This is a genomic window from Nocardioides campestrisoli, from assembly GCF_013624435.2.
Lineage (GTDB): Bacteria > Actinomycetota > Actinomycetes > Propionibacteriales > Nocardioidaceae > Nocardioides > Nocardioides campestrisoli.
Map to the genome: position 1 here is coordinate 215,290 of NZ_CP061768.1, position 25,738 is coordinate 241,027.

Genomic DNA, 25,738 nt, shown 5'->3' on the forward strand with positions numbered 1-25,738 from the left:
CTACTCCTCGGTGCCGGCGTACTTCTCGTTGGTGCTCGCGACCAGCTCCGCGGCGATCGTGTGCAGCTTGACGTTGCTGGCCTGGGAGACCCGGACCAGGAACTGGAAGGCCCGCTCCTCGGGCAGCTGGTAGCGCTCGGAGATGATGCCCATGGCCTGCCCGATCACCTTGCGGGTGGCCATCGCCCGGTTGAAGTTGTCCTCCTGGCGGGCCCGGCCCAGGGCGAGCGCCGCCTGGGTGGCGAAGAGCTCGGCCAGGTGCACGGAGTCGGGTGAGACCCCGGGACTGGTGGAGTAGAGGTTGAGGGCGCCGAGCGTCTCCTCGTCGGTGTAGAGCTGCAGCCCGAGCTGGGACCTGATCCCGCGCGCGACGGCCTGCGGCAGGTAGCGCGGCCACCGGGGGTCGGTGGCGGCGTCCTCGACCAGCATCACCGGGTCGCTGAGGATCGCGTCCACGCACGGGCCCTCGCCCAGCTCGTACTGCAGGGCGTCGAGCTCGCGGACCAGGTCGCTGCTGCTGGACCGGGTCTCGATCCGGCCGTCGCGGTGCCGGATGGAGACGCCGGCGTGCTCGAAGTCGGGCAGCGCCAGCAGCACCGTCTCCACGATCAGGTCCAGGCTCTCCTCGACGCTCTGCGCGGCATGGAGGGAACGGCTGACGGCGCTCAGCGCCGCAGCGAAGTGGGAGCTCTCCGTGCTGCCACCGCTCTCGGAGGTCACGAAGTCTCAGGCTTCACCGGGCAGCGGCTCCGGCTGCTCGGGGACGCCCGGGTCCTCGCCCGGCATGGGCGTGGGGATCGGCGCGGGGTCCCCGCTGGGGACGACGTCGGGGTCGGGTGAGGGCTCGGTGGGTGTGGTGGTCATGGAGGTCCGTACCCCACGGACGGGGCGCGCACGCCTCGGGCTCAGCTGCGGGCGAACTCCTCGTGCCGGGTGCCGACCTTGCGGGCGGACGCCAGGTGGCCGCCCAGGTAGCCGCCGAGGCCGGCCACCGAGAAGCCGAGCAGGGCGAGCTTGACGCCCGTGGCGTGCTGTCCGCGCCGGCGGGCCAGGTAGGAGGCGCCGTAGGCGGAGCCGGCGATCCCGTTGCTCAGCGCGTGCACCAAGCCCACCCGCTGGTTGCGGTCGTCGGCGGCCGTCCACTCCGCCCAGCCCGTGAGGGCGGTGGGCACGCCGGCAAGCAGCCCGATCCCGACCAGGCGGCGCGCGGCGTCCTGGTCGTCGCGTCCACCGATCAGGTCGAGCAGGGTGGCCGACGTCCAGGTGCCGATCACCGCGTCGGTCAGCAGCGGGTGCAGCGCGTGCCCGAGCCACTCCCCGCGCAGCAGTCGGCCGCGCTTGCCGGTCGCCAGGCCGGAGGCGAGCGGGCGGATGGCGCGGACGGGTCGGTCCAGCGCGGTGGACTCCTCGAGCGTGCGGGTCAGGCGGACGAGCGGGTTCACGGGCTCTCCTTCACGGTCGCAGCAGGGGACCGAGACGTACCCCGTCGGGAGAGCTCCTACTCGGCCCACCCCGCACGGACCGGCTCAGCGGCCGCCGCTCATCCACTCCGGCAGCATCCCGCCGGCGAGCGCGCCGTCCCGGACCGGCAGGGCCAGCTCGAGCACCCGCCGGGTCCCGTCCAGCCCCAGGTGGCGCCACCCCGCCAGCGCCAGCCGGTCGGTCTCCCGCTCGAGCTGCTTGCGGAAGGCGAGGCCGTCCTCGGTCAGCCCGCCGTCGGCGACCAGGCCGCGGGCGGCGAGCCGCTCGGCGCCCGCGGCGTACTCCTCGTCGGTCCAGCCTCGGGTGGCCCGCATGAACTCCATCGTGCCGGCGTAGAGACCGTTCAGGACGACCGCCTCGACCGGGTCGAGCTCGGCGGCGACGAGCAGGGCGAGGTGCCCGTCTCCCCGGTGCTCGCGGATCAGCGTCGCCGCGTGCCACAGCGCCGCGCCCTGGTCCTCGGGCCAGGGGAGGCCGGCGTACGCGGCGTACAGGGGGCGGCCGGGCGCGGTGAGCCCTGCGCAGACCGTGCGCAGCAGCCCGAGCAGCTCGGTGACGTGGGCGTCGTCGATCTCGGCCAGCACCTGCGCCATCACCCCGGCGATCGAGTCGCGCTGGGCCTCGACCACCTGCTCGGGGGAGGCGATCTCCCACGACGACGGCAGGGTCTTGGTGAAGAGCCAGGGGGCGAAGGCGTAGAAGGTCGCGGCAGGCACCTCGGGTCCGACCGCGCCGTACGGGGCCGAGCGCGCGGCGAAGTAGGAGAGGCGGGGCCGGAAGCCCAGGTCGACGTAGGCCTGGGTCACCGGCGGCGCGAAGTGGGCCAGCACGTGGACCGTCTCCAGCGCTCCCCAGGCCTTGCGGGACGTCTTGGTCAGCTCGAGGTCGTCCCCGGGGTCGGTCATGCGGCGACTCTAGCGACCGCCCGGCTCCTGCTCGTCCTCTCGCCGCATGCGGCGCAGCCGGTAGGCGCTCATCGCGAACATGAAGACGGGAAGAGGCAGGGTGAGGTAGAGGCTGGTCGGGTCCTTGGGATCCAGGACGGCGAGCACGACCAGCAGGACGATCAGGAGGACCGCGGAGAAGACCATCCCCACCTTCTCCGTGCTCAGGGCGAAGGGGCCCACCAGGCCGTTGGAGTACTGCTTGTTCGAGTCCTGCTCGTCGGGTGTCGACATGCGCGGATCCTGTCCCTTCGGCACGGCTTGAAACCCTCAGCCGGCGAGCGGTGCCCGGGGCGGGACCGCGCCGGGCGTGCAGTCGGCGAACCAGGGCGCCACGACCTCCGGGCTCACCGGCGTGGTGCCGTGCGGTCCGACCGCGAAGCAGTGCCCGTGGCGGCTCCGCCACACGTACGACCCCGGGGCGACCTGGCGCACCGCGAACCCGGCGTGGGTCTTGTAGCGGTGGTGTCGGCGCGAGAGCGGCTGGGAGTTGTGGGTGCCGGTCTGGCCGCGTGGCCCGCCCCGGACGTAGGGGTCGGGATGGTCGTAGTCCACCCGGCGGGACCGCCCGGGCGCCCACGGGAACATGTCCCGGCCCCCGGTGATCAGCCAGACCCGCTCCTTCAGGCCCTCGGGGTGCTCGTAGCCCGCCGCGGCCACCCGGTCGGCCAAGTCGAGGACCGGCCGCACGGTGACGTGGGAGTGCCGGAGCCACTCGGCAGCCTGGGCGGCCAGCACCGGACCGCACTCCTCGACCCGGGCCACCGAGCGGGTGGGGTCGGCCATGCCCTGGTCGGTGAGGTGGAGGACGAGGGTCGCCCTCGGCCGGAGCCGGGCGGGGTCGACGGCGCGCAGGGCGGCCAGCAGGTCGGCCGGGAAGGCGAGGGCACGGGAGGGAGCGGGCCGGGTGGGGTCGGTGTGCGCGTCCTGAGCCGGTGCCTCGTCGGCCGGCGCCTCTGTGGTGCGTGCGTCGTCGGCGTGCTCGAGGAGCAGCGTGAGCAGCTCGGCGGGACGCGCGAGCCAGCCCAGCGCGTCGGCGCGGAGCTGGTCCAGGGTCGGCCGCTGGTCCGCCGGCACGTCGTCGGGCACCTGGGTCGCCAGGATCTCCGCGACCCGGGTGACCATCGCGTCGACGTAGACCGCGTCGCCGGCCTCGACCCGCGCCACCACGTGCCGCAGGCCGTGCTCGTCGGTGCGCGAGAGGGAGACGTAGCGCCTCATCCGTTCTTGTTCCACCCGCGCCGCGTGCGCGGCCGGGTCGGCCTCGATCACCTTCGCCTCCGCGATCTCCAGCACTCGCGACGGCGCCTCGCCCGCCAGGCAGACGGAGACGGCGGCGTCGACCACGCCGACGTCGAGCAGAGAGAGCCGGCGGCTCATCGCGGCGACCCGGCGCGCCACCCACGCCTCGCCCTCCAGGGACTCCACCGCCGCCCAGGTCCGGGGCAACCGGTGCCGCAGGTCGAGCACGTCCGCCATCGCCGAGCGGACCGCGAGCACGTGGGTGCGCCGGACCACCGCGAGCTCGGCCAGGCAGAGGTCGCGCACCCGGGGCGTGCCCTCCCCGCCGAGCTCGACCAGCCGGTCCCACCCCGACGCCGTAGGGTCGTCGCGCGGGTCGCTGCCATGCAGCAGTGCCCAGTGGGCGACCAGTCGGAGGTCGTCGACCTCCGCCGCCCGCCGGGAGAGCAGTGCGACCTGGACGTGCTCCAGCACTCCCGCCGCGTCGAGCGCGGCGACGTCGGTCGCGCTCGTGCCCTGTCCGGTGGTCGTCATGCCATGACTCTACTCGAACAGGTGTTCGCATGACAGGGCTTGTCCACAGGGTGGCCCGGGAGCGACCGGGAGTGATTCAGTAATGACCCAGTGCGCTCCACGCAGGCGACGCGGCGCTCCTCTCCGCGGAGCCGTGGCCCAGAATGGCCCGGTGAACCTGCGCTGCGTGGTCCTGGCCGACGACCCCTCGCTGGAGGGGGCCATGTGGGCGATGCCCAGCTCGTGGCCCGAGTTCATGCTCCACGACCCCATCGGCAACGGCTACTACGCTGCACTCGACGAGTTCGCCGAGTACGTGCTCGTCTGCTTCGACGAGGCCGGCGACGTCGTCGCCAAGGCGTTCTCGGTGCCCTTCCACCTCGACGGCGACGAGCTGCCTGCCGACGGCTGGGACGGGGTGATCCGCCGGGGACTGGCGACCAGGCTCCCCGGCGGCCCGGCGGCGAACGCGGTCTCGGCGGTGGAGATCGCCGTCCGCCCCGACCTGCAGGGTCGCGGCCTGTCCGCTCAGGTCCTGGCGGCCTTGCGCGACAACGCCGCGCGCCTCGGGTACGCCGAGCTGGTGGCGCCGGTGCGCCCGAACGGCAAGGCCGACCCGCGCCAGCCGATGACCGAGCACGCCTTCGCCGTCCGCGCCGACGGGCTGCCCGTCGACCCCTGGCTGCGGGTGCACGTGCGTGCGGGCGGGCGGATCGACGGTGTGGCGTCACGCTCGATGGTGATCCCCGGGACGCTCGAGGAGTGGCGCGCCTGGACGGGCCTGGCCTTCGACCGGACCGGCCAGGTGAAGGTGCCCGGCGCGCTCACGCCCGTCCACTGCGACGTGGAGAACGGGACGGCTGTCTACGTCGAGCCGAACGTCTGGGTGCGGCACCGCACGGGTGCCTGAGCGCCTCAGTCGGAGCCGAAGAGGTCCCGGGTGTAGACGCGGTCGGCGACGTCCTTGATGTCGTCGGTGAGGCGGTTGGCCACGATCAGGTCGGCCTCGGCCTTGAACGCCTCGAGGTCGCGGACCACGCGGGAGCCGAAGAACGTGTCCTCGGGCAGCTCGGGCTCGTAGACGACGACCTCGATGCCCTTGGCCTTGATCCGCTTCATGATCCCCTGCACCGAGGAGGAGCGGAAGTTGTCCGAGCCGGCCTTCATGATCAGCCGGTGGATGCCGACGACCTCGGGCTTGCGGTCGATGATCTCGAAGGCGATGAAGTCCTTGCGGGTGCGGTTGGCCTCCACGATCGCCGAGATCAGCGTCTGCGGCACCTCGGAGTAGTTGGCCAGGAGCTGCTTGGTGTCCTTGGGCAGGCAGTAGCCGCCGTACCCGAAGGACGGGTTGTTGTAGTGGGTGCCGATCCGCGGGTCGAGGCCCACGCCGTCGATGATCGCCCGGGTGTCGAGGCCGTGGCTGAGGGCGAAGGAGTCGAGCTCGTTGAAGTAGGCCACCCGCATCGCCAGGTAGGTGTTGGCGAACAGCTTGATCGCCTCGGCCTCGGTGGGGTCGGTGAGCAGCACCGGGACGTCGGTCTCCAGCGACCCGGCGAGCAGCAGGTCGGCGAACCGCCGCGCCCGCTCCGAGCGCTCGCCGACGATGATCCGCGAGGGGTGCAGGTTGTCGAGCAGTGCCTTGCCCTCGCGGAGGAACTCGGGGGAGAAGATCAGGTTGTCGGTGCCCAGCCGGGCGCGGGTCTCGGCGACGTAGCCGACCGGGATGGTCGACTTGATCACCATCACGGCGTCGGGGTTGGCCGCGTGCACCTGGGTGATCACCGCCTCGACGCTGGAGGTGTCGAAGTAGTTGGTGGCCGGGTCGTAGTCGGTGGGGGTGGCGATCACGACGTACTCGGCGTCGGCGTAGGCCGAGGTGCCGTCGAGGGTGAAGGCGAGGTCGAGGTCGCGGGTGGCCAGGTAGTGCTCGATCTCGGTGTCGTGGATGGGGGACTTCTTGTCCTCCAGCAGCGCGACCTTGGCGGGGTCCACCTCGACCCCGGTGACCCGGCAGTGCTGGGCCAGCAGCACCGCGATCGAGAGCCCGACGTACCCCAGGCCGACCACCACGATCCGGGGCTGGTCGGCGTCGGGACGGGGGGCGAGGCTGCTCGAGTCCGGGGTCACGGAGGGTGAGTCTAGAAGGACGCGCGCATGCTCGGGGCAGGAGACGGGGTACCGGACTCCCATGAAGATCATGCGGAAGCTGGCTATGGCCGGCGTGGCCAAGAAGGTCTACGACGAGGCGCGCAAGCCCCACAACCAGGCCAAGATCAGGTCAGCAGTGGAGAAGGCCAAGGCCAGGCGATCGGGCCGACGGTGAACGCGGGCACCGTCCGGCGGCTGCGCGGGGGCGCCCTCGCGGGCGTGCTGGCGGCGGGCCTGCTCGCGGTGGGACCGGCGGCCTCCGCCGAGACGGTCACGGTCGTCGACGAGAAGGGTTCGCGCCTCCAGGACCGGCCCAACGAGCTGGTCAAGGGACGGATGACGTACGAGCCCTCCCGCACCGTCTTCGTGGCGCGGGTCGAGCGGCTCAACCGCACCAAGACCCGGGTCTTCGGCAGCGTCTACTACCCCGACGGCAGCTCGGTGAAGGTGCGCACCCAGTACCGCTCGGGCAAGCTCGTCACCCGTGGCACCTTCACCCGCGCGGGTCAGGAGGAGGGCGTCCCCCTGCCCGCCGTCGCCCAGTGGGACCTGGCCAAGAACAAGGTGACGATCACCGTGGCCGGCGCGGACGACCCGAAGCCGTTCAACCGCCGGGCGCGGCTCGACGTCTACACCGTCACCAAGGGCGCCCAGGAGGGGCCGCACTGCCCGATCATCGGCGGCGAGGTCCAGCCCTGCAACGACGACTACGTCACCGCCGAGCTCTCTCGCCGCTGATCAACCCAGGCGCTGGTCAACCCAGGGCGGCGGCGACCTCCGTGCCCTGCTTGATCGCGCGCTTGGCGTCGAGCTCGGCGGCCACGTCGGCTCCGCCGACCAGGTGCACCGTGGCTCCGCCGACCAGGTGGGCCGGGCCCTCCAGTGCGTCGTACAGGTCGCGCACCGACTCCTGCCCGGCGCAGACCACCACGTGGTCCACCTCGAGCAGCTGCGGCTCGCCGCCGACGGTCAGGTGCAGGCCGGCGTCGTCGATCCGGTCGTACGTCGCCCCGCTGACCTGGCGCACGCCGGACTGCTTGAGCACCGCGCGGTGCGCCCAGCCCGAGGTCTTGCCCAGGCCGATCCCGATCGGGGTCTCCTTGCGCTGGACCAGCGTCACCTCGCGCACCACCGACCGGGGCTTCCGCTCGGTCAGGCCGCCGCGGTGCAGCGACGGGTCGCCGACGCCCCACTGGGCCATCCAGTCGTCGAAGGTCTCGCCCGGGTCGTGGGCGAGGAAGTGCGAGACGTCGACGCCGATGCCGCCGGCGCCGATCACCGCCACCCGGCGCCCGACCGTGACCCGGCCGGCGAGCACGTCGGCGTAGGAGACCGCCTTGGGGTGGTCGATGCCGTCGATCTGCGGCACCCGCGGCTCCACGCCGGTGGCGACCACGACGTGGTCGAAGCCGGCCAGGTCGTCCGGGCCGGCCTCGGTGGAGAGCCGGACGTCGACCTCGAGCACCTCGAGGCGCCGGGCGTAGTAGCGCAGCGTCTCGGCGAACTCCTCCTTGCCCGGGACCTGCATGGCGAGCCGGAACTGGCCGCCGATCTGCGGCGCCTTCTCGAACAGGGTGACCGCCAGCCCGCGCTCGGCCGCGCTGACCGCAGTGGCCAGGCCGGCGGGACCGGCGCCGACCACCGCGACGGACTCGCGGCGGCGGGCCGGGGAGAGCACCAGCAGCGTCTCGTGGCAGGCGCGGGGGTTGACCAGGCAGGACGACGTCTTGTTGCTGAAGGTGTGGTCCAGGCACGCCTGGTTGCAGGCGATGCAGGTGTTGATCTCCTCAGCACGGCCCGCGGCCGCCTTGTTGACGAAGTCGGGGTCGGCGAGCAGCGGGCGGGCCATCGAGACCAGGTCGGCGTCGCCGGCGGCCAGGATCTCCTCGGCCACCTCGGGGGTGTTGATCCGGTTGGAGGCGCAGACCGGGACCGAGACCTCGGCCTTGAGCCGGGCGGTGACCGAGCGCCAGGCGGCGCGCGGCACCTGGGTGATGATCGTCGGCACCCGCGCCTCGTGCCAGCCGATGCCGGTGTTGAAGGCGGTGACGCCGGCCTCCTCGAGCCGCAAGGCCAGCTCGGCGGTCTCCTCCCAGGTCTGGCCGTCCTCGACCAGATCGAGCAGCGAGATCCGGTACATCACCGGGAAGTCGCCCACCAGCTCGCGGGTGCGGCGCACCACCTCGACCGGGAAGCGCATCCGCTTCTCCGTGCTGCCGCCCCAGGCGTCGGTGCGGTCGTTGGTGCGGGCGGCGAGGAACTGGTTGATCAGGTAGCCCTCGGAGCCCATGATCTCGACCGCGTCGTAGCCGGCCTTCCTGGCCAGCGCGACGGACCTGGCGAAGTCGGTGGCGGTGCGGTCGACCGCCTTGGCCGACAGCGCGGACGGCTTGAACGGGTTGATCGGGGCCTGCTTGCGCGACGCGCTCACGCTGAACGGGTGGTAGGCGTAGCGGCCCGCGTGCAGGATCTGCATGGCGATCGCGCCGCCCTCGGCGTGCACCGCCTCGGTGACCCGCTGGTGGCGCGCGGCCTGCAGCCGGGTGGTCATCTCGGAGGCGAACGGCTTGAGCCAGCCGCGCTTGTTAGGCGCGTAGCCGCCGGTGACGATCAGGCCGACCCCGCCGCGGGCGCGCTCGGCGAAGTACGCCGCCAGCCGGTCGATGTGCCAGGGCGCGTCCTCCAGCCCGGTGTGCATCGACCCCATCACCACGCGGTTGCGCAGGGTCAGCGGGCCCAGCTCGAGCGGGCTGAGCAGGTGCGGGTAGTCACTCATGAGCGGTCCTTGCTGTGGGCGTTGATGTAGTCCTCGAGCCAGCCGACCCAGAACTGCTCCAGGCCGATGCCGCCGCGCAGCACCAGGTACTGGTCGAGCTCGTGGCCGGTGAGGCCGGTCGGGTCGTCGTACGCCTGCTCCAGGCGGCGGTAGTGCTCGAGCCGGGCGAGGTGGTCGGCGAGTGCGCCGCGGACCACCTCGAGCAGGGCGGCGCGGTCGCCGAAGCTGCCGCCGCGCATCTTGACCGCGAGCTCGCTGCGCAGCTCCTCCATCGGGGTCGGCGTGGCCAGCCACTGCGCGAGCACCTCGGCGCCGGCGTCGGTGACGGCGTAGACCTTCTTGTCCGGCTTGGCGGCCTGCGGCACCACCTCGACGGCGAGCCAGCCGTCGGCCTCCATCCGGCCCAGCACCCGGTAGATCTGCTGGTGGGTGGCGTGCCAGAAGAAGCCGATCGACTTGTCGAACCGGCGAGCCAGCTCGAGTCCGGAGCCGGGCTTCTCGCTGAGCGCCACCAGGAGGGCGTGTTCCAGGGCCACGGGAGGAGGATGGCAGATGCTTGCAACGAGTTGCAAGCCCCCCCGAAGGTGAACTCTCTCATCCTTCCGGCCAGCACCTCGGCACCGCAGGTGGAGGCGCGCCGACCTCGCGGCGGGAGAGCGTGGACGCATGACGATCCTCCTCTCCGACCCGCGGGTCCGGGCCGTCCCGGTCCGCGAGAACGCCGAGCCGCTGGTCCGGCTCGCCCCCTCCTTCGGGCCCGCCCGGGCCCTGGTCCGCGCCGGTCTCGCCGAGCGCCTGGCCGCCGCGGCCGCCGACCTGCCCGCCGGGATCGCCCTGCGCGTGGTGGAGGGCCACCGCAGCGTGGCCCACCAGCGCGCGATCATCGACGCCTACTCCGCTGAGCTCCGCGCCGCCCGCCCCGAGGCCGGGACGGACGAGCTGCACCGGCTGACCAGCCGGTTCGTCGCACCGCTCGAGGTCGCCCCGCACGTGGCCGGCGCCGCGGTCGACCTGACCCTGGTCGACGCCTGCGGCGACGAGGTCGACCTCGGCACGACGATCGACGCCACCCCGGAGGCCTCCGACGGGCGCTGCTTCACCGCCGCCGCCGGGATCGGCGCCGACGCCCGCGCGCACCGCGACCTGCTCGCCCGGGTGCTGGGGGGCGCCGGGTTGGTCAACTACCCCACCGAGTGGTGGCACTGGAGCTACGGCGACCGGTACTGGGCGCTGCTCACCGGCGCCCCGGCGGCGCTCTACGGCCCCGTCGACCTGGCGGTGGCGGCATGAGCGCCCTCCCGGTGGACATGGTGGACGTGAGCCCGGCCGCACCGGTCGGGCCGGTGCTGCGGGTGGACACCGCCGCCGTGAGCGCCAACGTCCGGCTGCTGGCCGGGCGCACCTCCGCCGAGGTGATGGCCGTGGTCAAGGCCGACGGCTTCGGTCACGGCGCGGTCGAGGTGGCCCGGGCCGCGATGGCGGGCGGCGCCACCTCGCTGGGCGTGACCAGCCTCGCGGAGGCCCTGCCGCTGCGCGCTGCGGGTCTCGACGCTCCACTGCTCAGCTGGCTCAACCCCGTCGACGCCGACTTCGCCACCGCCGTGCACGCGGACGTCGAGCTCGCCGTCCCCTCGCTGGAGCACCTGGCGGCGATCACCGCGACCGCCCCCGGCGCCCGGGTGCACCTTCACCTGGACACCGGGCTGGCCCGCGACGGTGCTGCGCCCCAGGAGTGGGCAGCGCTCTGCCGGGCGGCCCGCGCCGCCGAGCGGACCGGCCGGCTCCGGGTGGTCGGGGTGATGGGTCACCTGGCCTGCGCCGACCAGCCGGGCCACCCGGCCAACGCCGTCGGCCGCACCCGGTTCGCCTGGGGCCTGCGAGTGGCCCGCGCCGCCGGGCTCCGGCCCACGAGCCGGCACCTGGCCGCCACCGCGGCCACCCTCACCGACCCGCTGGCCCACCACACGACGGTCCGGATCGGCGCCGGCCTGGTCGGGATCGACCCGACCGGGGACGGCGCGGGTGGCCTGCTCCGACCGGCGATGACCCTGACCGCCCCGGTGGTGACGGTCCGCCGGGTGCGCGGCGGCACGCCGGTCGGCTACGGCCACACCTGGACCGCCCCGGCCGCGACTACCCTGGGCCTGCTCCCGCTGGGGTACGCCGACGGGCTGCCGCGCGCGGCCACCGGTCAGGCCGAGGTGCTGGTGCGCGGGCGACGCCGTCCGGTGGTCGGGCGGATCTCGATGGACCAGGTGGTCGTCGACCTCGGCCACGAGCACGTGCGGCTGGGGGAGGAGGCCGTCGTCTTCGGCCCCGGCGACGCGGGGGAGCCGACCGCCGCCGACTGGGCGAGGTGGTCCGACACCCTGGAGCACGAGGTGGTCACCGGGCTCGGTGGCCGGGTGCACCGGGAAGTCGCCGGCACCCGTGTCGGCCTGAGGTCTCTCGCATGAGCGGGCTGCGGGTCGCCGTGATCGGCGGCGGCCAGAACTGCGAGCACGAGGTCTCTCTCGCCTCGGCGGCCTCGGTCGCGCGGGCGCTGGCCGAGCGCGACCACGAGGTGGTGCGGCTGACCGTCGACCGCGACGGTGCGTGGCTGGACGCCGAGGGCGGGCCGATCGGGCTGGCGGCGGCGGTCGAGGTGCTCCGCGGCTGCGCGGTCGTGGTCCCGGTGGTGCACGGGCCGCGCGGCGAGGACGGCGCGCTCGCCGCCCTCTGCGAGCTGGCCGGGGTGCCCTACGTCGGGTCCGGGGTGCGGGCCGGGGCGCTGGCGATGGACAAGTGGACGACCAAGCTGGTGGCCGACGCGGTCGGCATCGCCACCGCGCCGGGGGTGCTGCTCACGCCGGGCACCGCACCGTCGTACGCCTGGAGCCACCCGGTCGTGGTCAAACCGGTCGCGGCCGGCTCCAGCCACGGGGTCTCCCTGGTGCGCAGCGCCGAGGAGCTGCCGCCCGCCCTCGCGGCGGCGTTCGTTCTGGACGACCGGGTGCTGGTGGAGGAGCTGGTGGTCGGCCGGGAGATCGACGTGGCGGTGCTCGGCCGCCCCGACGGCTCGCGCACCTGCTCGCCGAGCCTGGAGATCGTGGTCGACGGGCTCTTCGACCTGGACACCAAGTACGACGGCAGCGCCGACTTCCGGATCCCCGCCGCGCTGGACGAGGTGGAGCGCAAGGGGCTGGAGGAGGCCGCGCTGGCGGTCTACGACGCGCTCGGCTGCGCCGGCGTGGCCCGGGTCGACTTCTTCCTCACCGCCGACGGGCCGGTGCTCAACGAGGTGAACACGATGCCCGGCTTCACCGAGCAGTCGCAGGTGCCGCGGATGTTCGCCGCGGCGGGGCTCTCCTATCCCGACCTGTTGGACCGGCTGGTGCGCGACGCCGCGGACGCCGGGTGAGCGGGCGGATCGCCGGGTTCGACCTGCTCCGCGGGATTGCGATCGGGCTGGTGATGCTGCGGCACGCACTGCCGGAGGCGTTCCCCGGCGCCGGGGTGGTCGGCGTGGTGATGTTCTTCGCGCTCAGCGGCTACCTGATCACCGGGGTGCTGCTCGCGGAGCTGGCCGGCGCCGGTCGGGTGGACCTGCGCCGGTTCTACCTGCGCCGGGCCCGGCGGCTGGTGCCCGCGCTGCTCCTGCTGGTGGTCGGCGTGGTGCTGGTGACGCTGACCCTCGACCCGCTGGGGGACCGCGACCAGCTGGGCAAGACCGTCGCGGTCGCCCTCACCTGGACCGGCAACCTGCCCTTCGGCCACGCCAGCGACGCCACCTTCCACCTGTGGACCCTGGCCACCGAGGAGCAGTTCTACCTGCTGTGGCCCGCGGTCCTGGCGCTCGCCTTCGCCCGCGGTCGGGTCGGCGTGGCGCTGGTGGGGGTGGTCTGCGCCTGCCTGGCCGCGTGCGTGGCCACCGTGGTCTGGCTGGCCGAGGCGCCGGACCTGGCCTACTCGCTGCCCACCTCGTGGGCGGTCTGCTTCGTGGTCGGCGCCGCGACCCGGGTGTACCGCGATCGCCTCGACGCCGTCCCGCTTCCGCCCTGGACACCCGCCGTGGCGTTGCTCGGTCTTACCCTCCTCAGCGTGATTCCCTTGCGCGGTCACGCGCTCACCTACCTGGCGGGAGGTCCGGCCATCGCCCTGCTCACCGCGGTGCTGCTGGTCTGCTGGCGCGCCTGGACGCAGGTGACCGGACCTGTCCTGGGCGCCCTGGTCTGGCTGGGCACGGTCTCGTACGCGGCGTACCTGTGGAACTACCCGCTCACGGTCTGGCTGCGGCCGCATCTGGAGCACGCGGGCTTGGTGGCCGCGGTGCTCACGCTGCCGCTCGCGGCGCTCAGCTGGTACGCCGTGGAGCGGCCGCTCCAGCCGCGGCCTCGTCCGCGCGAGGCGGTGGCGGCATGACGCAGGACTGGCGGCGCTGGGCGCCCGACCTGGCCGTGGGCCTGGTGGTGCTGCTGGCCGGGCTGATCGAGGTCATGGACGCCGACTCCTACGCTTCCCGGGGGCCGCTGACGCTGGTCGCGCTGGGCACGGCCGCCGCGGCCGGGCTCAGCAGGCACGCGCCCGGGGTGGCGCTGGGGGTGATCTGGGGGATCTGCGGCATCCAGCTGCTCGGCGGCATCGACCTGATGATCGTCCAGGTGGCGGTGGCGGTGGTCGCCTTCGGCACCGCCCGCTGGGGGTCCGTGCCGACACTGTGGCTGAGCGCGCTCTCGATCCCGGCGGCCGGTCTGCTCGTCCTCGCGCTGCTCGCCATCGACCAGCTCTCCGCGCTGCTGGAGGCGCCAGCGTTGACGAGCCTCGCCGAGCGCGTCTACTCCTACGGCGACACCTGGCAGCTGACTGTCGCCCTGATCGGGATCGGGGTGCTGGGCGTGCCCTGGCTCGCCGGTCTCGCGCTGCGCTTCATGTCCCGGGCCAAGCGCTCGGAGATCTCCCAGGTGGCCGCGGAGCAGGACGCGGCCCAGGCCCAGCGGGAGTCCGAGGAGGCGCTCGAGATCGCCCGGCTCCAGGAGGAGCAGGCCCGGCTGGCCCGCGACGTGCACGACGTGGTGGGCCACTCCCTGGCGGTGATCCTGGCCCAGGCCGAGTCGGCGCAGTACCGCCAGGACTCGGACGCCGCGGCGCTCAAGGAGACCCTGGCCACGATCGCCACCTCGGCCCGCGGCTCGCTGCGCGACGTCCGTCAGGTGCTCTCCACCACGGCGACCGCGACCGCGGCGGCCGGGCCCGGCGGGCTGGACAGCCTGGTGGAGGGCGTCCGGGGCAGCGGCCACCGGGTGGTCTCCAGCGAGGAGGGCGCCCCGCGTCCGCTGCCGCCCGAGCTGGAGACCGTCGCCTTCCGGGTGCTCCAGGAGATGCTGACCAACGCGATCCGGCACGGGCGGCGCGACGGCGTGGTGCACGTGGAGCGGCACTGGGAGGGTGAGCTGCGGATCGAGGTGCGCAACGAGGTCGAGCCCACCGCCGACGCCGGCGCGGAGCCGACCGGCGACGTGCCGACCATGCCGATCCGGGCGCTGGACGAGGAGCCGTTGACGGTCTGGCTGCCCGAGGAGCCGCGCCCCTCCGCCGGTCGCGGCCTGGAGGGGATGCGTCGCCGCGTCGAGGCGGTCGGCGGGCGGCTCGACGTACGCCGTCGGCAGGAGGAGTCCGGCCCGACCTTCACCGTGACCGCGTGGATCCCGCTGCGGGCGGGTGAGTCGTGAGCGCCGAGCAGATCCGGGTGCTCCTGGTCGACGACCAGGTGCTCTTCCGCGCCGGTGTCGCGGTGATCGTCGACGCCCAGGAGGGCATGTGCGTGGTCGGCGAGGCCGGTGACGGGTTCGAGGCGGTGCGCCTGGCCGACGAGCTCGAGCCGGACGTGGTGCTGATGGACATCCGGATGCCCGAGATGGACGGCGTCGAGGCGACCCGGCAGCTCTTCTCCCCCGAGCGGGTGGCCCGGCGCACCAAGCCGCTGCGGGTGGTCGTGCTGACCACCTTCAACCTCGACGACCGGGCGGCCACGGCGATCCGGCACGGTGCCAGCGGGTTCCTGCTCAAGGACACCACCCCGGTGCTGCTGCGCGACGCGATCCGCACCGTGCACGCCGGCAACGCGGTGCTCGCGCCGCAGGACCTCTCCACCCTGCTCGACGGCCAGTTCCGGTCGGCCGCCCCCGCCCCGGCGGCGTACCTGGCGCTCACCGAGAAGGAGCGGGAGATCTTCGATGCGGTGGCCCGGGGGCTGTCCAACACCGAGATCGCCGGGCAGGTCTTCACCAGCGAGTCGACGGTGAAGACCCACGTGGGCGCGATCCTGCGCAAGCTCGCGCTGCGCGACCGGGTGCAGATCGTGGTCTTCGCGCACGCGCACGGGCTGGTGGCGGGCTAGCTCGGAGTCACTCGAACCCGGCAGGGACGTGGCGGAGGCGCTCCTCGGTGGTGAGACCGTCGTGCGGGACCTCCGCGTCCGCCCAGGGCGCGCCTCTGGCGAGCCAGCTGGCGCGGTAGGCGCGAGTGCTCTCGGGGCTGTGGTCCTCGTACCCGGCCTCCACCTCGCAGACAGGACAGATCTCGAAGTTCGGGGTCTCGCCGGTGATGCCCCACGGCGGCTCGCCCCAGTCGTAGCCGCAGACACGGCAGTGGTGGTGGACGGTCATGTCGAGTCCTAGGGCGAGAGGAAGTAGTGCGGCGCGGTCCTGACTGACATGAGTCAACCGTGACAGCAGTTCTGTCACAATGTGGCGCATGACATACGAGCTCGGTCAGGGAACGGGTCCGCTCAAGGGCGTCAAGGTGGTCGAGATCGCCGGGATCGGGCCGGGGCCGCACGCCTGCACTCTCCTGGCCGACCTCGGCGCCGACGTGATCCGGGTCGAGCGTCCCGGCGGCAACCCGCTCGGCGGTGGCGCGCACGACTTGCTCACCCGCGGTCGGCCCAGCGTCGCGCTCGACCTCAAGAAGCCGGAGGCGGTCGCGGCCGTCCTCGACCTGGTCGCGAGCGCGGACGTGCTGGTCGAGGGGATGCGACCCGGGGTCACCGAGCGCCTCGGCCTTGGACCCGAGGACTGCTGGTCACGGAACCCCGCGTTGGTCTACGGCCGGATGACCGGGTGGGGACAGGACGGGCCGCTGGCCGAGGTCGCGGGCCACGACATGAACTACGTCGCCGCCTCCGGCGTCCTGCACGGCCTCGGCCAGGACCCGGCGCGGCCGCACTTCCCGACCAACCTGCTCGGCGACTTCGGCGGTGGCTCGGCCTACTTGGTGATCGGCGTGCTGGCCGCCCTGCTCGAGGCCAGGCTGTCGGGCCGGGGACAGGTGGTGGACGCCGCGATCGTCGACGGTGCCGCGCACCTCAACCTGATGGGCGCGAGCCTGCAGGCCATGGGCGTGCTGGACGAGCGCCGGGCGGCCTCCATGCTCGACGGCGGCGTCCCCTACTACGACGTCTACGAGACCTCCGACGGCAAGCACCTCTCGGTCGGCGCGCTGGAGCCCCAGTTCTACGCCGAGCTCCTACGCGTGCTCGATCTCGAGGACCTGCCCGACCGCAACGACCCGGCCAACCTGGCGGCCATCCGCGAGGCGTTCACCGCGCGCTTCGCCGAGCGCACCCAGGCCGAGTGGGCCGAGCTCTTCGACGGCACCGACGCCTGCGTCTTCCCGATCGTGCCGATGCGGGAGGCCGCCAGGCACCCGCACCTGGCCGCTCGGGGCACGTACGTCGAGCCCGACGGCGTGCTCCAGCCCGCACCCGCGCCACGGTTCTCGCGGACCGAGGCGACGCTCCGGCGCTCGCCCGAGGCCGTCGGTGCCAGCACCCGCGACGCGCTGACCGCCTGGGGTGTCGCGGACGTGGAGAAGCTGATCGAGTCCGGGGCCGCCGTCCAGTCCTGAGCGCCGCGGGGACGCTGTCCCTAGGCTGGGGGAACCATGCTGATCCGGCTCCTGCGCGAGCACCTCGCGCCGTACCGCTCCTGGCTGGCGGCGGTGGTCGCCTTCCAGGCCGTCGGCGTGCTCGCCTCCCTCTTCCTGCCGAGCCTGAACGCCGACATCATCGACAACGGCGTGACCACCGGCGACACCGGCTACATCGTGCGCACCGGCGGCGTCATGCTGGCGGTCTCGCTGCTCCAGGTCGTCGGCTCGGTGGGGGCCGCCTGGTTCGGCGCGCGGACCGCGATGAGCCTGGGTCGCGACCTGCGTGGCGCGCTCTTCTCCCGGGTCGGCACCTTCTCAGCCCGCGAGGTGGGCGCCTTCGGGGCGCCCTCGCTGATCACCCGCACCACCAACGACGTGCAGCAGGTGCAGATGCTGGTGGCGATGGCCTGCATCATCGCCGTCACCTCGCCGCTGATGATGGTCGGTGGGGTGGTGATGGCGCTGCGCGAGGACGCGGGCCTCGGGTGGTTGCTGGCCGTGGTGGTGCCGGCGCTCTTCGTCTGCGTCGGCCTGGTGGTCAGCCGGCTGGTGCCCAACTTCCGGCGGATGCAGATCCGGATCGACGCGGTCAACCGGATCCTGCGCGAGCAGATCGCCGGCATCCGGGTGGTCCGGGCGTTCGTCCGCGAGCCCTACGAGACCGCCCGCTTCGGCCGGGCCAACGACGAGCTCACCGACTCGGCGCTGCGCGCCGGGCGGTGGATGGCCGCGCTCTTCCCGCTGGTCATCTGGGTGGTCAACCTGGGCAGCGTCGCGGTCATCTGGTTCGGCGGCCACCGGGTCGCCGACGGGGACGCCGGCGTCGGGTCGCTGACCGCCTTCCTGGCCTACCTGATGCTGATCCTGATGAGCGTGATGATGGCGACCTTCATGCTGATGCAGGTGCCGCGCGCGGCGGTCTGCGCCGAGCGGATCGCCGAGGTGCTCGACACCCGGACCTCGCTGGGCGCCCCCGAGCACCCCGAGCCGCTGGACCCCGAGCGCAGCGGCTGGGTCGACCTGGAGCAGGTGGGCTTCGCCTACCCGGGCGCCGAGGTCCCGGTCCTGCACGACGTCTCCTTCTCCGCGCGACCCGGCCAGACTGTGGCCGTGGTCGGCTCGACCGGCTCGGGCAAGACCACCCTGGTCAACCTGGTCGCGCGGCTGCTCGACGTCACCGCCGGCGAGGTGCGGGTGGCCGGGCACGACGTACGCCGGGTGGCCCCCGAGGAGCTCTGGTCGCAGCTGGGGCTGGTGCCCCAGCGGGCCTGGCTGTTCAGCGGGACGGTGCGCAGCAACCTCCTGCACGGGCGGCCCGAGGCCGGCGAGGATGACCTATGGGCGGCGCTGGAGATCGCCCAGGCGCGCGACTTCGTCGAGGCCCTCCCCGAGGGACTGGACACCGCGGTCTCCCAGGGCGGCACGAACTTCTCCGGCGGCCAGCGGCAGCGGCTGGCGATCGCCCGGGCGCTGGTCCGCCGGCCCAGCCTCTACCTGTTCGACGACGCCTTCTCCGCGCTGGACGTGGCCACCGACGCCCGGCTGCGCGCCGCACTCCGCCCCGCCACCCGGGACGCCACCGTGCTCGTGGTCGCCCAGCGGGTCTCCACGATCCTGGAGGCCGACCTGATCGTCGTCCTCGAGGACGGTCGGGTGGTCGGCCGCGGCACCCACGCCGAGCTGCTGGCCGGCTGCGAGCCCTACCAGGAGATCGTCGCCTCCCAGCTCGGCACCGACGAGGAGGTGCCGGCATGAGCGGGCTGAAGGAGACCGAGAGGGTCGCCGCCCCCGGGCCCCGGCACGGCGGCGGACCCGCGGCGGTGGGGGAGAAGGCTCAGGACTTCCGGCACTCCGCGCGCCGGCTGGTCGGCCTGCTGCGCCCCGACCGGCTGACCTCGGTGCTGGTGGTGGTCTTCGCGGTGGTCTCGGTCGCGCTGACCGCCGCCGGGCCCTACGTGCTGGGCCGGGCCACCGACCTGGTCTTCACCGGCGCGGTGGGCGGCACGTTCGCCCCCGGCACGCCGGACTCCCAGCTGCCCGAGGCGATCCGTGGCCAGGGGGTGGTCCCCGGCGCCGGGGTCGACTTCTCCGCCGTCGGCCGGGTGCTGCTGCTGGTGGTGGCCATCTACGCAGCCGCCTCCCTGCTGGCATGGCTCCAGGGCTACCTGGTCAACGACGTGGTGCAGGGCACCGTGCGCCGGATGCGGGGCGAGGTGGAGCGCAAGATCAACCGGCTGCCACTGGCCGCGGTCGACCGGTCCTCGCGCGGTGAGCTGCTGAGCCGGGTCACCAACGACATCGACAACGTCAGCCAGAGCCTCCAGCAGACGATGAGCCAGCTGCTCACCTCGCTGCTCACCCTGGTCGCGGTGCTGGGGATGATGCTGTGGATCTCGCCCACCCTGGCGCTGGTCTCCCTGGTCTCGGTGCCGATCTCGCTGCTGGTGGCGCGGACGATCATGAAGCGCTCCCAGGGCCGGTTCAAGGCGCAGTGGCGGCGTACCGGCGCGCTCAACTCCCAGGTGGAGGAGGCGTTCTCCGGGCACGCGCTGGTCAAGGTCTTCGGCCGCCAGGAGGAGGTGGAGCGCACCTTCGCCGAGGAGAACGAGCAGCTCTTCCGGGCCAGCTTCGGCGCGCAGTTCGTGAGCGGCCTGATCATGCCCGCGCTGATGTTCGTCGGGAACCTGGGCTACGTGGTGATCGCGGTGGTCGGCGGGCTCCGGGTCGCCAGCGGCACGCTCAGCCTCGGCGACGTGCAGGCGTTCATCCAGTACGCACGGCAGTTCAACCAGCCGCTGAGCCAGGTCGCCTCGATGGCCAACCTGCTCCAGTCCGGCGTCGCCTCGGCCGAGCGCGTCTTCGAGCTGCTCGACGCCGAGGAGGAGCCGCTCGACCCACCGGAGACCGGGGCTCGGGTGACCCGGGGCGAGGTCGTCTTCGACGACGTGTCGTTCTCCTACGACCCCGAGCGCCCGCTGATCAGCCACCTCTCGCTGGTCGCCCGGCCGGGCCAGACGGTGGCGATCGTCGGGCCGACCGGCGCCGGCAAGACGACCCTGGTCAACCTGCTGATGCGCTTCTACGACCTCGACGGCGGCCGGATCACCGTCGACGGCCACGACATCGCCTCCCTGCCGCGTGCCGAGCTGCGTCGCCGGATCGGGATGGTGCTCCAGGACGCCTGGCTCTTCGGCGGCACGATCCGCGACAACATCGCCTACGGCCGCCCCGAGGCGACCGAGGAGGAGGTGCTGGCGGCGGCCCGGGCGACGTTCGTGGACCGGTTCGTCCACTCGCTGCCCGAGGGCTACGACACGGTGCTCACCGAGGACGGGGCCAACCTCTCGGCCGGGGAGCGGCAGCTGCTCACCATCGCCCGGGCGTTCCTGATCGACCCGGCGCTGCTGATCCTGGACGAGGCGACCTCCTCGGTCGACACCCGCACCGAGCTGCTGCTCCAGCACGCGATGGCGGCGCTGCGCACCGACCGGACGTCGTTCGTGATCGCGCACCGGCTCTCCACCATCCGCGACGCCGACCTGATCCTGGTGATGGAGGACGGGGCGATCGTCGAGCAGGGCACCCACGAGGAGCTGCTGGCCGCCGAGGGCGCCTACGCGAGGCTCTACCGGTCGCAGTTCGCGGCGGCTGCCACCTGAGAAGGTGGGGCATGCCTGACTTCGCCTCGATCTTCGTGCCCACGGCGCCGATCCTCGAGCTGGTGCTGCGCGGCACCGTGACCTTCCTGGCCCTGATGCTGCTGATGCGCCTGGTCGGCCAGCGGGAGTCCGGAGGGCTCGGCCTCACCGACCTGCTGCTGGTCGTCCTCGTGGTCGACGCCTCCAGCGCGGGGCTGACCGGGGAGGCCAGCTCGATCGGCGACGGCCTGGTCCTGGTGGTCACGCTGCTGTGCTGGAGCGTGGCGCTGGACGCGGTGGGCTACCGGTGGCCCCGGCTGGGTCGGGTGCTGAAGGCGAGGCCGAAGCCGCTGATCCGCGACGGCGAGCTCGACCGGCGGGTGATGCGCCGCGAGTTCATGACCTACGACGAGGTGATGTCCCAGCTGCGGCTGCACGGGATCGAGGACGTCGCCCGGGTCCGTCGTGCCTACCTGGAGCCCAACGGGATGGTCAGCGTGCTGCTGTCCGAGGCGTCAGCCGGTGACAACGCCGAGGACGCCCTGCGACCTCCCGCCGTCTGAGGCCGTGATCTGAGCCCTCCGGGGTACTGACGCCGGCCCGATACCCACGGTATGTTCCGCGAATGAGCGCTCACGAGGTCCAGCACAGCGAGGGCCAGCACGTCGACGTCCTGATCATCGGTGCCGGCCTGTCGGGCGTCGGCGCGGCCAGCCAGCTGAGCCGCGAGCTGCCCGGCAAGAGCTACCTGGTGCTCGAGCGCCGCCCCCGGATGGGCGGCACCTGGGACCTGTTCCGCTACCCCGGCGTCCGGTCGGACTCCGACATGTTCACCCTCGGCTACCGGTTCAAGCCGTGGCGCGGGGAGAAGGCGCTGGCCGACGGCGCCTCGATCCTGGAGTACGTCAAGGAGACGGCCGCCGAGCACGGGGTCGACCGGCACGTGCGATACGACCGCACGGTCCGCTCCGCCGACTGGGACTCCGACGCCGCACTCTGGACGGTCACCGTCGAGACCCGCCGCGAGGACGTGGGCGGCGGGATGATCACCGCGCACGAGACCTACACCTGCTCCTTCCTGTGGGCGTGCAGCGGCTACTACGACTACGACCGGGGCTACCTGCCCGAGCTGCCCGGCCTTGCCGACTTCGGCGGCACCGTGGTGCACCCCCAGCACTGGCCCGAAGGCCTGGACTACGCCGGCAAGCGGGTGGTGGTGATCGGCTCCGGCGCGACCGCGGTGACCCTGGTGCCGGCGATGGCGCTGCCGGGAGTCGAGGAGGGCGGGGCGGCGCACGTGACCATGCTGCAGCGCTCCCCGACGTACGTGCTCCCGGTGCCGGGCGTGGACAAGATCGGCCGGGCGGTCAAGCGGGTGCTGCCGGAGAAGGCGTCGTACGTCGTGACCCGGTGGAAGAACGTCGCCCAGGCGACGATCCTCTTCCAGGCCTCGCAGAAGTGGCCCGGCCCGGTGCGCCGGATGATCCGCAAGCTCAACGCCAAGATGCTGCCCGAGGGCTACCCGGTCGACGTGCACTTCAAGCCGACCTACGGCCCGTGGGACCAGCGGATGTGCCTGGTCCCCGACGGCGACCTGTTCGCCGCGATCCGCAGCGGCGACGCGGCGGTGGCGACCGGCACCATCGAGACGTTCGACGAGACCGGCATCCGGCTGACCGACGGGACGCACCTGGACGCCGACCTGGTGGTCACCGCCACCGGCCTCAACCTGCTCGCCTTCGGCGGGATGGAGCTGCGCCTCGACGGCAAGCCCGTCGACGTCACGCAGACGATGGCCTACAAGGCGATGATGCTCTCCGGCGTGCCGAACTTCGCCTACACGATCGGCTACACCAACGCGTCCTGGACGCTCAAGGCCGACCTGGTCGCCGAGTACGTCTGCCGGCTGCTGGCGCACCTGGACGAGACGGGTGCCCGCTCCGCCGTGCCGGTCCGCGACCCCGAGGTGGGCGAGGAGCCGTTCATGGACTTCGGTGCCGGCTACGTGCTGCGCGCGCTCGACCGGCTGCCCAAGCAGGGCTCGGTCGAGCCGTGGAAGCTGCGGCAGAACTACGTGCACGACGTGCGGACGATCCGGCGCGGTGCGATCGACGACGGGGTGCTCGCGTTCCGGTGAGGCCCCAGGCGGCTACAGCGAGCTGACCGCCCCGACCGATTCCGGGGAGAACCCCGGGAAGGTCTGGGCGGGGGAGGCGCCCAGCCGCGCCGCCGCGACCTCGGCCAGCACCGAGCGGTAGTCGGTGGTGACCAGCAGGTCGCCGTCGCTGCTGTCGGTCAGGCCTGGCCAGCGACCGTGGTAGCCGCCGTTCACCCCCGCGCCGAGGAGCAGCATCACGTTGCCGTGCCCGTGGTCGAGCCCGTAGTTGGCGTTCTCCCGGGTACGCCGGCCGAACTCCGAGATCGTCACCACCGTCACCCGGTCGGCCAGCGGGCCGAGGTCGGTGAAGAACGCCGCGAGCGCCTGGGCGAAGTCACCTGCCATCTTCTGCATCGAGCCCCACTCCAGCGTGCCCAGGTCGCTGTGGTGGTCCCAGTCGCCGTGGTCGACGGTGAAGACCTCCGCACCGACGTCGCCGCGGATCGTCCGGGCCACCCCGGCCAGGGCCGAGGCCAGGTCGCCCCGGGGGTAGGTCGCGCCGTGCTGCGCCTGCTCGGGCACCGCGCGCACCGGGCCGAAGTCGGCCACCGCCGCCATCGCCGACCGGGCGCCCGCGCCCAGCGGCCCGTCCACCCCGCCCCACATCGTCTGCAGCGAGCGCCGGCGCCGCGGCCCCTGGTCGCCGTCGGCGCCGGCGAGGGCCATCGACTTCACGTCCCGGTACGCCGAGGTGGCGCGCGCGCCGTACAGGGACGTGGGCGGGGTGGAGGTGCCCACCCCGACCGCGCGCAACGGGTGGTCGTAGGCGTCGCGGGCGATCAGCCGGTTGAGCCAGCCCACCCGCTCCCGCGACCCCGGGTCGGCGTCCTCGACCGCCTCCATCGCCGCGAAGTGCGAGCGGTTGGGCACCGCCAGGCCGGTGGCGTGCACGCTGGCCATCCGCCCCGACTCCCACAGCGGGAGCAGCGGCGCCAGGTTGGGGTGCAGCCCGAAGAAGCCGTCCTTGGCCAGCAGCCGCTCCGCGGGGATGCCGATCCGCGGGCGGGCCGCGTAGTACGCCGGGTCGCCGTGCGGCACGACCAGGCTCATCCCGTCGACCGCCCCGCGCATCGACAGCACCACCAGCACCCGGCCCGCCGGGCGCACGGCGCCGAAGGCCGGCGGCGCGAAGCTGGTCGAGACCACCGCCGAGCCGAAGACGCTCGTGGTGGACAGGGCCGCCGCGGCCCCGGCCGCCCGCAGCAGTCCCCGGCGGGAGATCCCCGCGGCGGCGTACTCGGCGCAGCAGCTGCGGGGTTCGGCGGCAGTCATGGCGGGCCTCATCGGGTCAGGTGGAACGGGGAGTCGAGGAAGACGGTGAGCAGGTGCGGCATCTGCCACTTCACCAGCGCGTGGTCCTTGTCGATGCGGCTGCGCTGCTTGAGCCCCGTGGCCTGGCAGGCGGCCCGGACCAGGCTGCGCGGCGCCGACCGGCCGAGCAGCTCCTCGCTGAGGTGGTCGACCAGCTCGTCGAACCGGATCGAGCGCCGCTTGCGGCTCAGCGGCACCCAGGCGCGGTGCGGCCGGTGCTTGACGTCCTGCTTGGGCCACCAGCCGCCGGCCAGGTTGAGGTGCACCCGCAGCGAGGCCAGGAACCGGGAGGTGGACGACCAGGCAGCCGCGTGGTCGGGCAGCCCGTCGGGGCGCGGCCAGGCGAACGGGTAGGTGCCCAGGTCGCCGGCCTGCCACAGGATCGCGTTGGCCGCCGCCTCGGGGCCGGTCGGGCGGCGCAGCTGCACCCGCAGCGCCCGGTAGGTGGCCACCAGGTCGTCGGGAGCAGTGCGCACCTTGGCGCCGCGCGAGGCCGCGAACTCCTGGTCGGCGATCAGCGCCCGGAGCACCGGGACGACGGCGGTGTCGGAGTCGAGGTAGACCCGGGCCAGCTTGGCCACGAGCCGCTCCGACGGCTCGTCGGAGACGAACCGGACGGCGATCCTGCGGGCCACGGTGCGCGCGGTCTGCGGGTGCCGCGCCAGGTGGTCGAGGTAGGCCCGCAGCACCGGCTGGCCGTCGGCGGAGCCGTTGGCGTGGGTGAAGCCCGCGACCGAGACCGGTCCGGTGGCGTGCGACTCGGGGTCGTACCAGACCCGCCAGGTCTTCCAGGTGTCCACGCGCAGGCCGGTGAGGATCCGCGCGGAGTCCCGCACGTCGGCCTCGGAGTAGTGGCCCGCCCCCAGGGTGAAGAGCTCCAGCAGCTCGCGCCCCAGGTTCTCGTTGGGCGCCCGCTTGGTGGAGACCGCGTTGTCCAGGTGCACCCCCATCGCGGGGTGGGTGACCGCGACCCGCAGCAGCTCGGCGTACTTGCCCAGCGCGTGCGAGCGCACCGCCTTGCCGTACGCCGCCCGGAACAGCGCCGCACCCTCGCCGCGGGCCGGCACGTGCAGGTGGTTCTCCCAGAGCTCGGTCATCACCTCCAGCACCTGGCGGCGCGAGTGGATGCGCCGCGCCAGCACCCAGCGCTGGTAGTTGGCGTCGGCGTCCCACATCGTCTCCACGCCGGCCTTGTCCCGCGCCCAGATCTCCTCGGGAGCGGCGTTGACCGAGGGCCACCAGGTCGCCGAGGTCTCGTAGAAGGTGTCGGGGTAGCCGCCGGTGACCTGCCGGTCGAACCACCGCTCGAACGAGCGGGCCTTCGTGACCTCGCGCGCCAGGTCGGGGGTCCAGCCGTAGCTGAACCGGGAGAGCGCGTGCAGGGTCGCGGCCGAGGAGGCGGTGCGCTTGCGGGCCTTCCCGCGCTTGGGCCGGCTCTTTCCCGACTTCTTCCTGGGCCCTCGGGCGGCCTCGGCGGTGGCGGGCAGGGCGGTGAGCAGCGCCGTACCGGTTCCGACGGAGCCCGCCCGGAGCAGGGCGCGACGGGAGGAGACGGAGGCGGCCATGGGGACCCCATCGGCAGGCAGCGCGCCGGGCTGAGGAAGGGCGAGGATTC

At 73.3% G+C, this 25,738-nt stretch carries 26 protein-coding genes; 14 read left to right on the top strand and 12 right to left on the bottom strand.

Going from position 1 to position 25,738, the window contains the following annotated elements; all coding sequences use genetic code 11:
- The 6 genes from H8838_RS01075 to H8838_RS01100 form a co-directional block, all read right to left on the bottom strand.
- Positions 1-720, bottom strand: a complete 720-nt coding sequence (locus H8838_RS01075; RefSeq protein WP_185995418.1) for a GAF and ANTAR domain-containing protein — start codon at positions 718-720, stop codon at positions 1-3.
- A gap of 6 nt (positions 721-726) precedes the next feature.
- A complete protein-coding gene (locus H8838_RS01080) occupies positions 727-864 on the bottom strand; it encodes a hypothetical protein (protein ID WP_181309930.1) in 138 nt (45 codons plus the stop codon).
- Positions 865-905: 41 nt separating this feature from the next.
- Positions 906-1,442, bottom strand: coding sequence for a DUF2231 domain-containing protein (locus H8838_RS01085; protein ID WP_181309929.1), 537 nt, complete (start codon positions 1,440-1,442; stop codon positions 906-908).
- Positions 1,443-1,526: 84 nt separating this feature from the next.
- On the bottom strand, positions 1,527-2,387 hold the full coding sequence (locus H8838_RS01090) for an SCO6745 family protein (RefSeq protein WP_185995417.1): 861 nt from the start codon (positions 2,385-2,387) through the stop codon (positions 1,527-1,529).
- A gap of 9 nt (positions 2,388-2,396) precedes the next feature.
- Positions 2,397-2,660 carry a hypothetical protein gene (locus H8838_RS01095; protein ID WP_181309927.1) on the bottom strand — a complete coding sequence of 88 codons (264 nt, stop codon included), beginning with the start codon at positions 2,658-2,660 and terminating at the stop codon, positions 2,397-2,399.
- A gap of 36 nt (positions 2,661-2,696) precedes the next feature.
- Entirely contained in the window at positions 2,697-4,202 is a 1,506-nt protein-coding gene (locus tag H8838_RS01100; RefSeq protein WP_185995416.1) for a hypothetical protein, read from the bottom strand.
- Between the two features lie 151 nt (positions 4,203-4,353).
- On the opposite strand from H8838_RS01100, the gene H8838_RS01105 reads away from it, so the two are divergent.
- Positions 4,354-5,091, top strand: a complete 738-nt coding sequence (locus H8838_RS01105; RefSeq protein WP_185995415.1) for an N-acetyltransferase — start codon at positions 4,354-4,356, stop codon at positions 5,089-5,091.
- A 5-nt stretch (positions 5,092-5,096) separates the two neighbouring features.
- Here H8838_RS01105 and H8838_RS01110 read toward each other — a convergent pair whose 3' ends face one another.
- Entirely contained in the window at positions 5,097-6,251 is a 1,155-nt protein-coding gene (locus H8838_RS01110; protein WP_397182204.1) for a nucleotide sugar dehydrogenase, read from the bottom strand.
- Between the two features lie 130 nt (positions 6,252-6,381).
- Here H8838_RS01110 and H8838_RS20155 point away from each other — a divergent pair, with 130 nt between their 5' ends.
- Positions 6,382-6,507, top strand: a complete 126-nt coding sequence (locus tag H8838_RS20155) for a hypothetical protein (protein WP_258236280.1) — start codon at positions 6,382-6,384, stop codon at positions 6,505-6,507.
- Complete coding sequence (locus H8838_RS01115; RefSeq protein ID WP_185995414.1) at positions 6,504-7,070, top strand: hypothetical protein; 567 nt, start codon at positions 6,504-6,506, stop codon at positions 7,068-7,070. The genes H8838_RS20155 and H8838_RS01115 overlap by 4 nt, the downstream gene beginning before the upstream one ends.
- Positions 7,071-7,086: 16 nt before the next feature.
- On the opposite strand, the gene H8838_RS01120 is transcribed toward H8838_RS01115, so the two are convergent.
- Positions 7,087-9,108: an NADPH-dependent 2,4-dienoyl-CoA reductase gene (locus H8838_RS01120; protein WP_185995413.1), complete on the bottom strand. Its 2,022-nt coding sequence runs from the start codon at positions 9,106-9,108 to the stop codon at positions 7,087-7,089.
- Positions 9,105-9,644 (bottom strand): PadR family transcriptional regulator, encoded by a 540-nt coding sequence (locus H8838_RS01125; RefSeq protein WP_185995412.1) that lies wholly within the window; start codon positions 9,642-9,644, stop codon positions 9,105-9,107. Before H8838_RS01125 ends, H8838_RS01120 begins: the two co-directional genes overlap by 4 nt.
- A 130-nt stretch (positions 9,645-9,774) precedes the next feature.
- On the opposite strand from H8838_RS01125, the gene H8838_RS01130 reads away from it, so the two are divergent.
- The 6 genes from H8838_RS01130 to H8838_RS01155 are packed head-to-tail and all read left to right on the top strand — an operon-like array spanning position 9,775 to position 15,484.
- Positions 9,775-10,398 carry a M15 family metallopeptidase gene (locus H8838_RS01130; RefSeq protein ID WP_185995411.1) on the top strand — a complete coding sequence of 208 codons (624 nt, stop codon included), beginning with the start codon at positions 9,775-9,777 and terminating at the stop codon, positions 10,396-10,398.
- Positions 10,395-11,564 (top strand): alanine racemase, encoded by a 1,170-nt coding sequence (gene alr / locus H8838_RS01135; RefSeq protein WP_224766309.1) that lies wholly within the window; start codon positions 10,395-10,397, stop codon positions 11,562-11,564. Before H8838_RS01130 ends, alr begins: the two co-directional genes overlap by 4 nt.
- Positions 11,561-12,508 carry a D-alanine--D-alanine ligase family protein gene (locus H8838_RS01140; protein WP_181309920.1) on the top strand — a complete coding sequence of 316 codons (948 nt, stop codon included), beginning with the start codon at positions 11,561-11,563 and terminating at the stop codon, positions 12,506-12,508. The genes alr and H8838_RS01140 overlap by 4 nt, the downstream gene beginning before the upstream one ends.
- Positions 12,505-13,509, top strand: a complete 1,005-nt coding sequence (locus H8838_RS01145; RefSeq protein WP_185995410.1) for an acyltransferase family protein — start codon at positions 12,505-12,507, stop codon at positions 13,507-13,509. Before H8838_RS01140 ends, H8838_RS01145 begins: the two co-directional genes overlap by 4 nt.
- Complete coding sequence (locus H8838_RS01150) at positions 13,506-14,816, top strand: sensor histidine kinase (protein ID WP_181309918.1); 1,311 nt, start codon at positions 13,506-13,508, stop codon at positions 14,814-14,816. Before H8838_RS01145 ends, H8838_RS01150 begins: the two co-directional genes overlap by 4 nt.
- The gene (locus H8838_RS01155; RefSeq protein WP_181309917.1) at positions 14,813-15,484 is read left to right on the top strand and encodes a response regulator; all 672 of its coding nucleotides are present in this window, start codon (positions 14,813-14,815) and stop codon (positions 15,482-15,484) included. Before H8838_RS01150 ends, H8838_RS01155 begins: the two co-directional genes overlap by 4 nt.
- Before the next feature lie 7 nt (positions 15,485-15,491).
- On the opposite strand, the gene H8838_RS01160 is transcribed toward H8838_RS01155, so the two are convergent.
- Entirely contained in the window at positions 15,492-15,752 is a 261-nt protein-coding gene (locus H8838_RS01160) for a hypothetical protein (RefSeq protein WP_181309916.1), read from the bottom strand.
- A gap of 88 nt (positions 15,753-15,840) precedes the next feature.
- Here H8838_RS01160 and H8838_RS01165 point away from each other — a divergent pair, with 88 nt between their 5' ends.
- The 5 genes from H8838_RS01165 (at position 15,841) to H8838_RS01185 (ending at position 22,791) form a co-directional block, all read left to right on the top strand.
- Positions 15,841-16,992: a CaiB/BaiF CoA transferase family protein gene (locus tag H8838_RS01165; RefSeq protein ID WP_181309915.1), complete on the top strand. Its 1,152-nt coding sequence runs from the start codon at positions 15,841-15,843 to the stop codon at positions 16,990-16,992.
- A gap of 36 nt (positions 16,993-17,028) precedes the next feature.
- Positions 17,029-18,771, top strand: a complete 1,743-nt coding sequence (locus H8838_RS01170) for an ABC transporter ATP-binding protein (RefSeq protein WP_185995409.1) — start codon at positions 17,029-17,031, stop codon at positions 18,769-18,771.
- Complete coding sequence (locus tag H8838_RS01175) at positions 18,768-20,675, top strand: ABC transporter ATP-binding protein (RefSeq protein ID WP_181309913.1); 1,908 nt, start codon at positions 18,768-18,770, stop codon at positions 20,673-20,675. The genes H8838_RS01170 and H8838_RS01175 overlap by 4 nt, the downstream gene beginning before the upstream one ends.
- A gap of 11 nt (positions 20,676-20,686) precedes the next feature.
- Complete coding sequence (locus tag H8838_RS01180) at positions 20,687-21,217, top strand: DUF421 domain-containing protein (RefSeq protein ID WP_181309912.1); 531 nt, start codon at positions 20,687-20,689, stop codon at positions 21,215-21,217.
- Positions 21,218-21,279: 62 nt separating this feature from the next.
- Positions 21,280-22,791, top strand: coding sequence for a flavin-containing monooxygenase (locus H8838_RS01185; RefSeq protein ID WP_185995408.1), 1,512 nt, complete (start codon positions 21,280-21,282; stop codon positions 22,789-22,791).
- Between the two features lie 12 nt (positions 22,792-22,803).
- Here H8838_RS01185 and H8838_RS01190 read toward each other — a convergent pair whose 3' ends face one another.
- Both H8838_RS01190 and H8838_RS01195 read right to left on the bottom strand, forming a co-directional pair.
- Entirely contained in the window at positions 22,804-24,084 is a 1,281-nt protein-coding gene (locus tag H8838_RS01190; protein WP_185995407.1) for a DUF1501 domain-containing protein, read from the bottom strand.
- 8 nt (positions 24,085-24,092) lie between these two features.
- Entirely contained in the window at positions 24,093-25,688 is a 1,596-nt protein-coding gene (locus H8838_RS01195; protein WP_185995406.1) for a DUF1800 domain-containing protein, read from the bottom strand.
- Positions 25,689-25,738 lie beyond the last annotated feature (50 nt).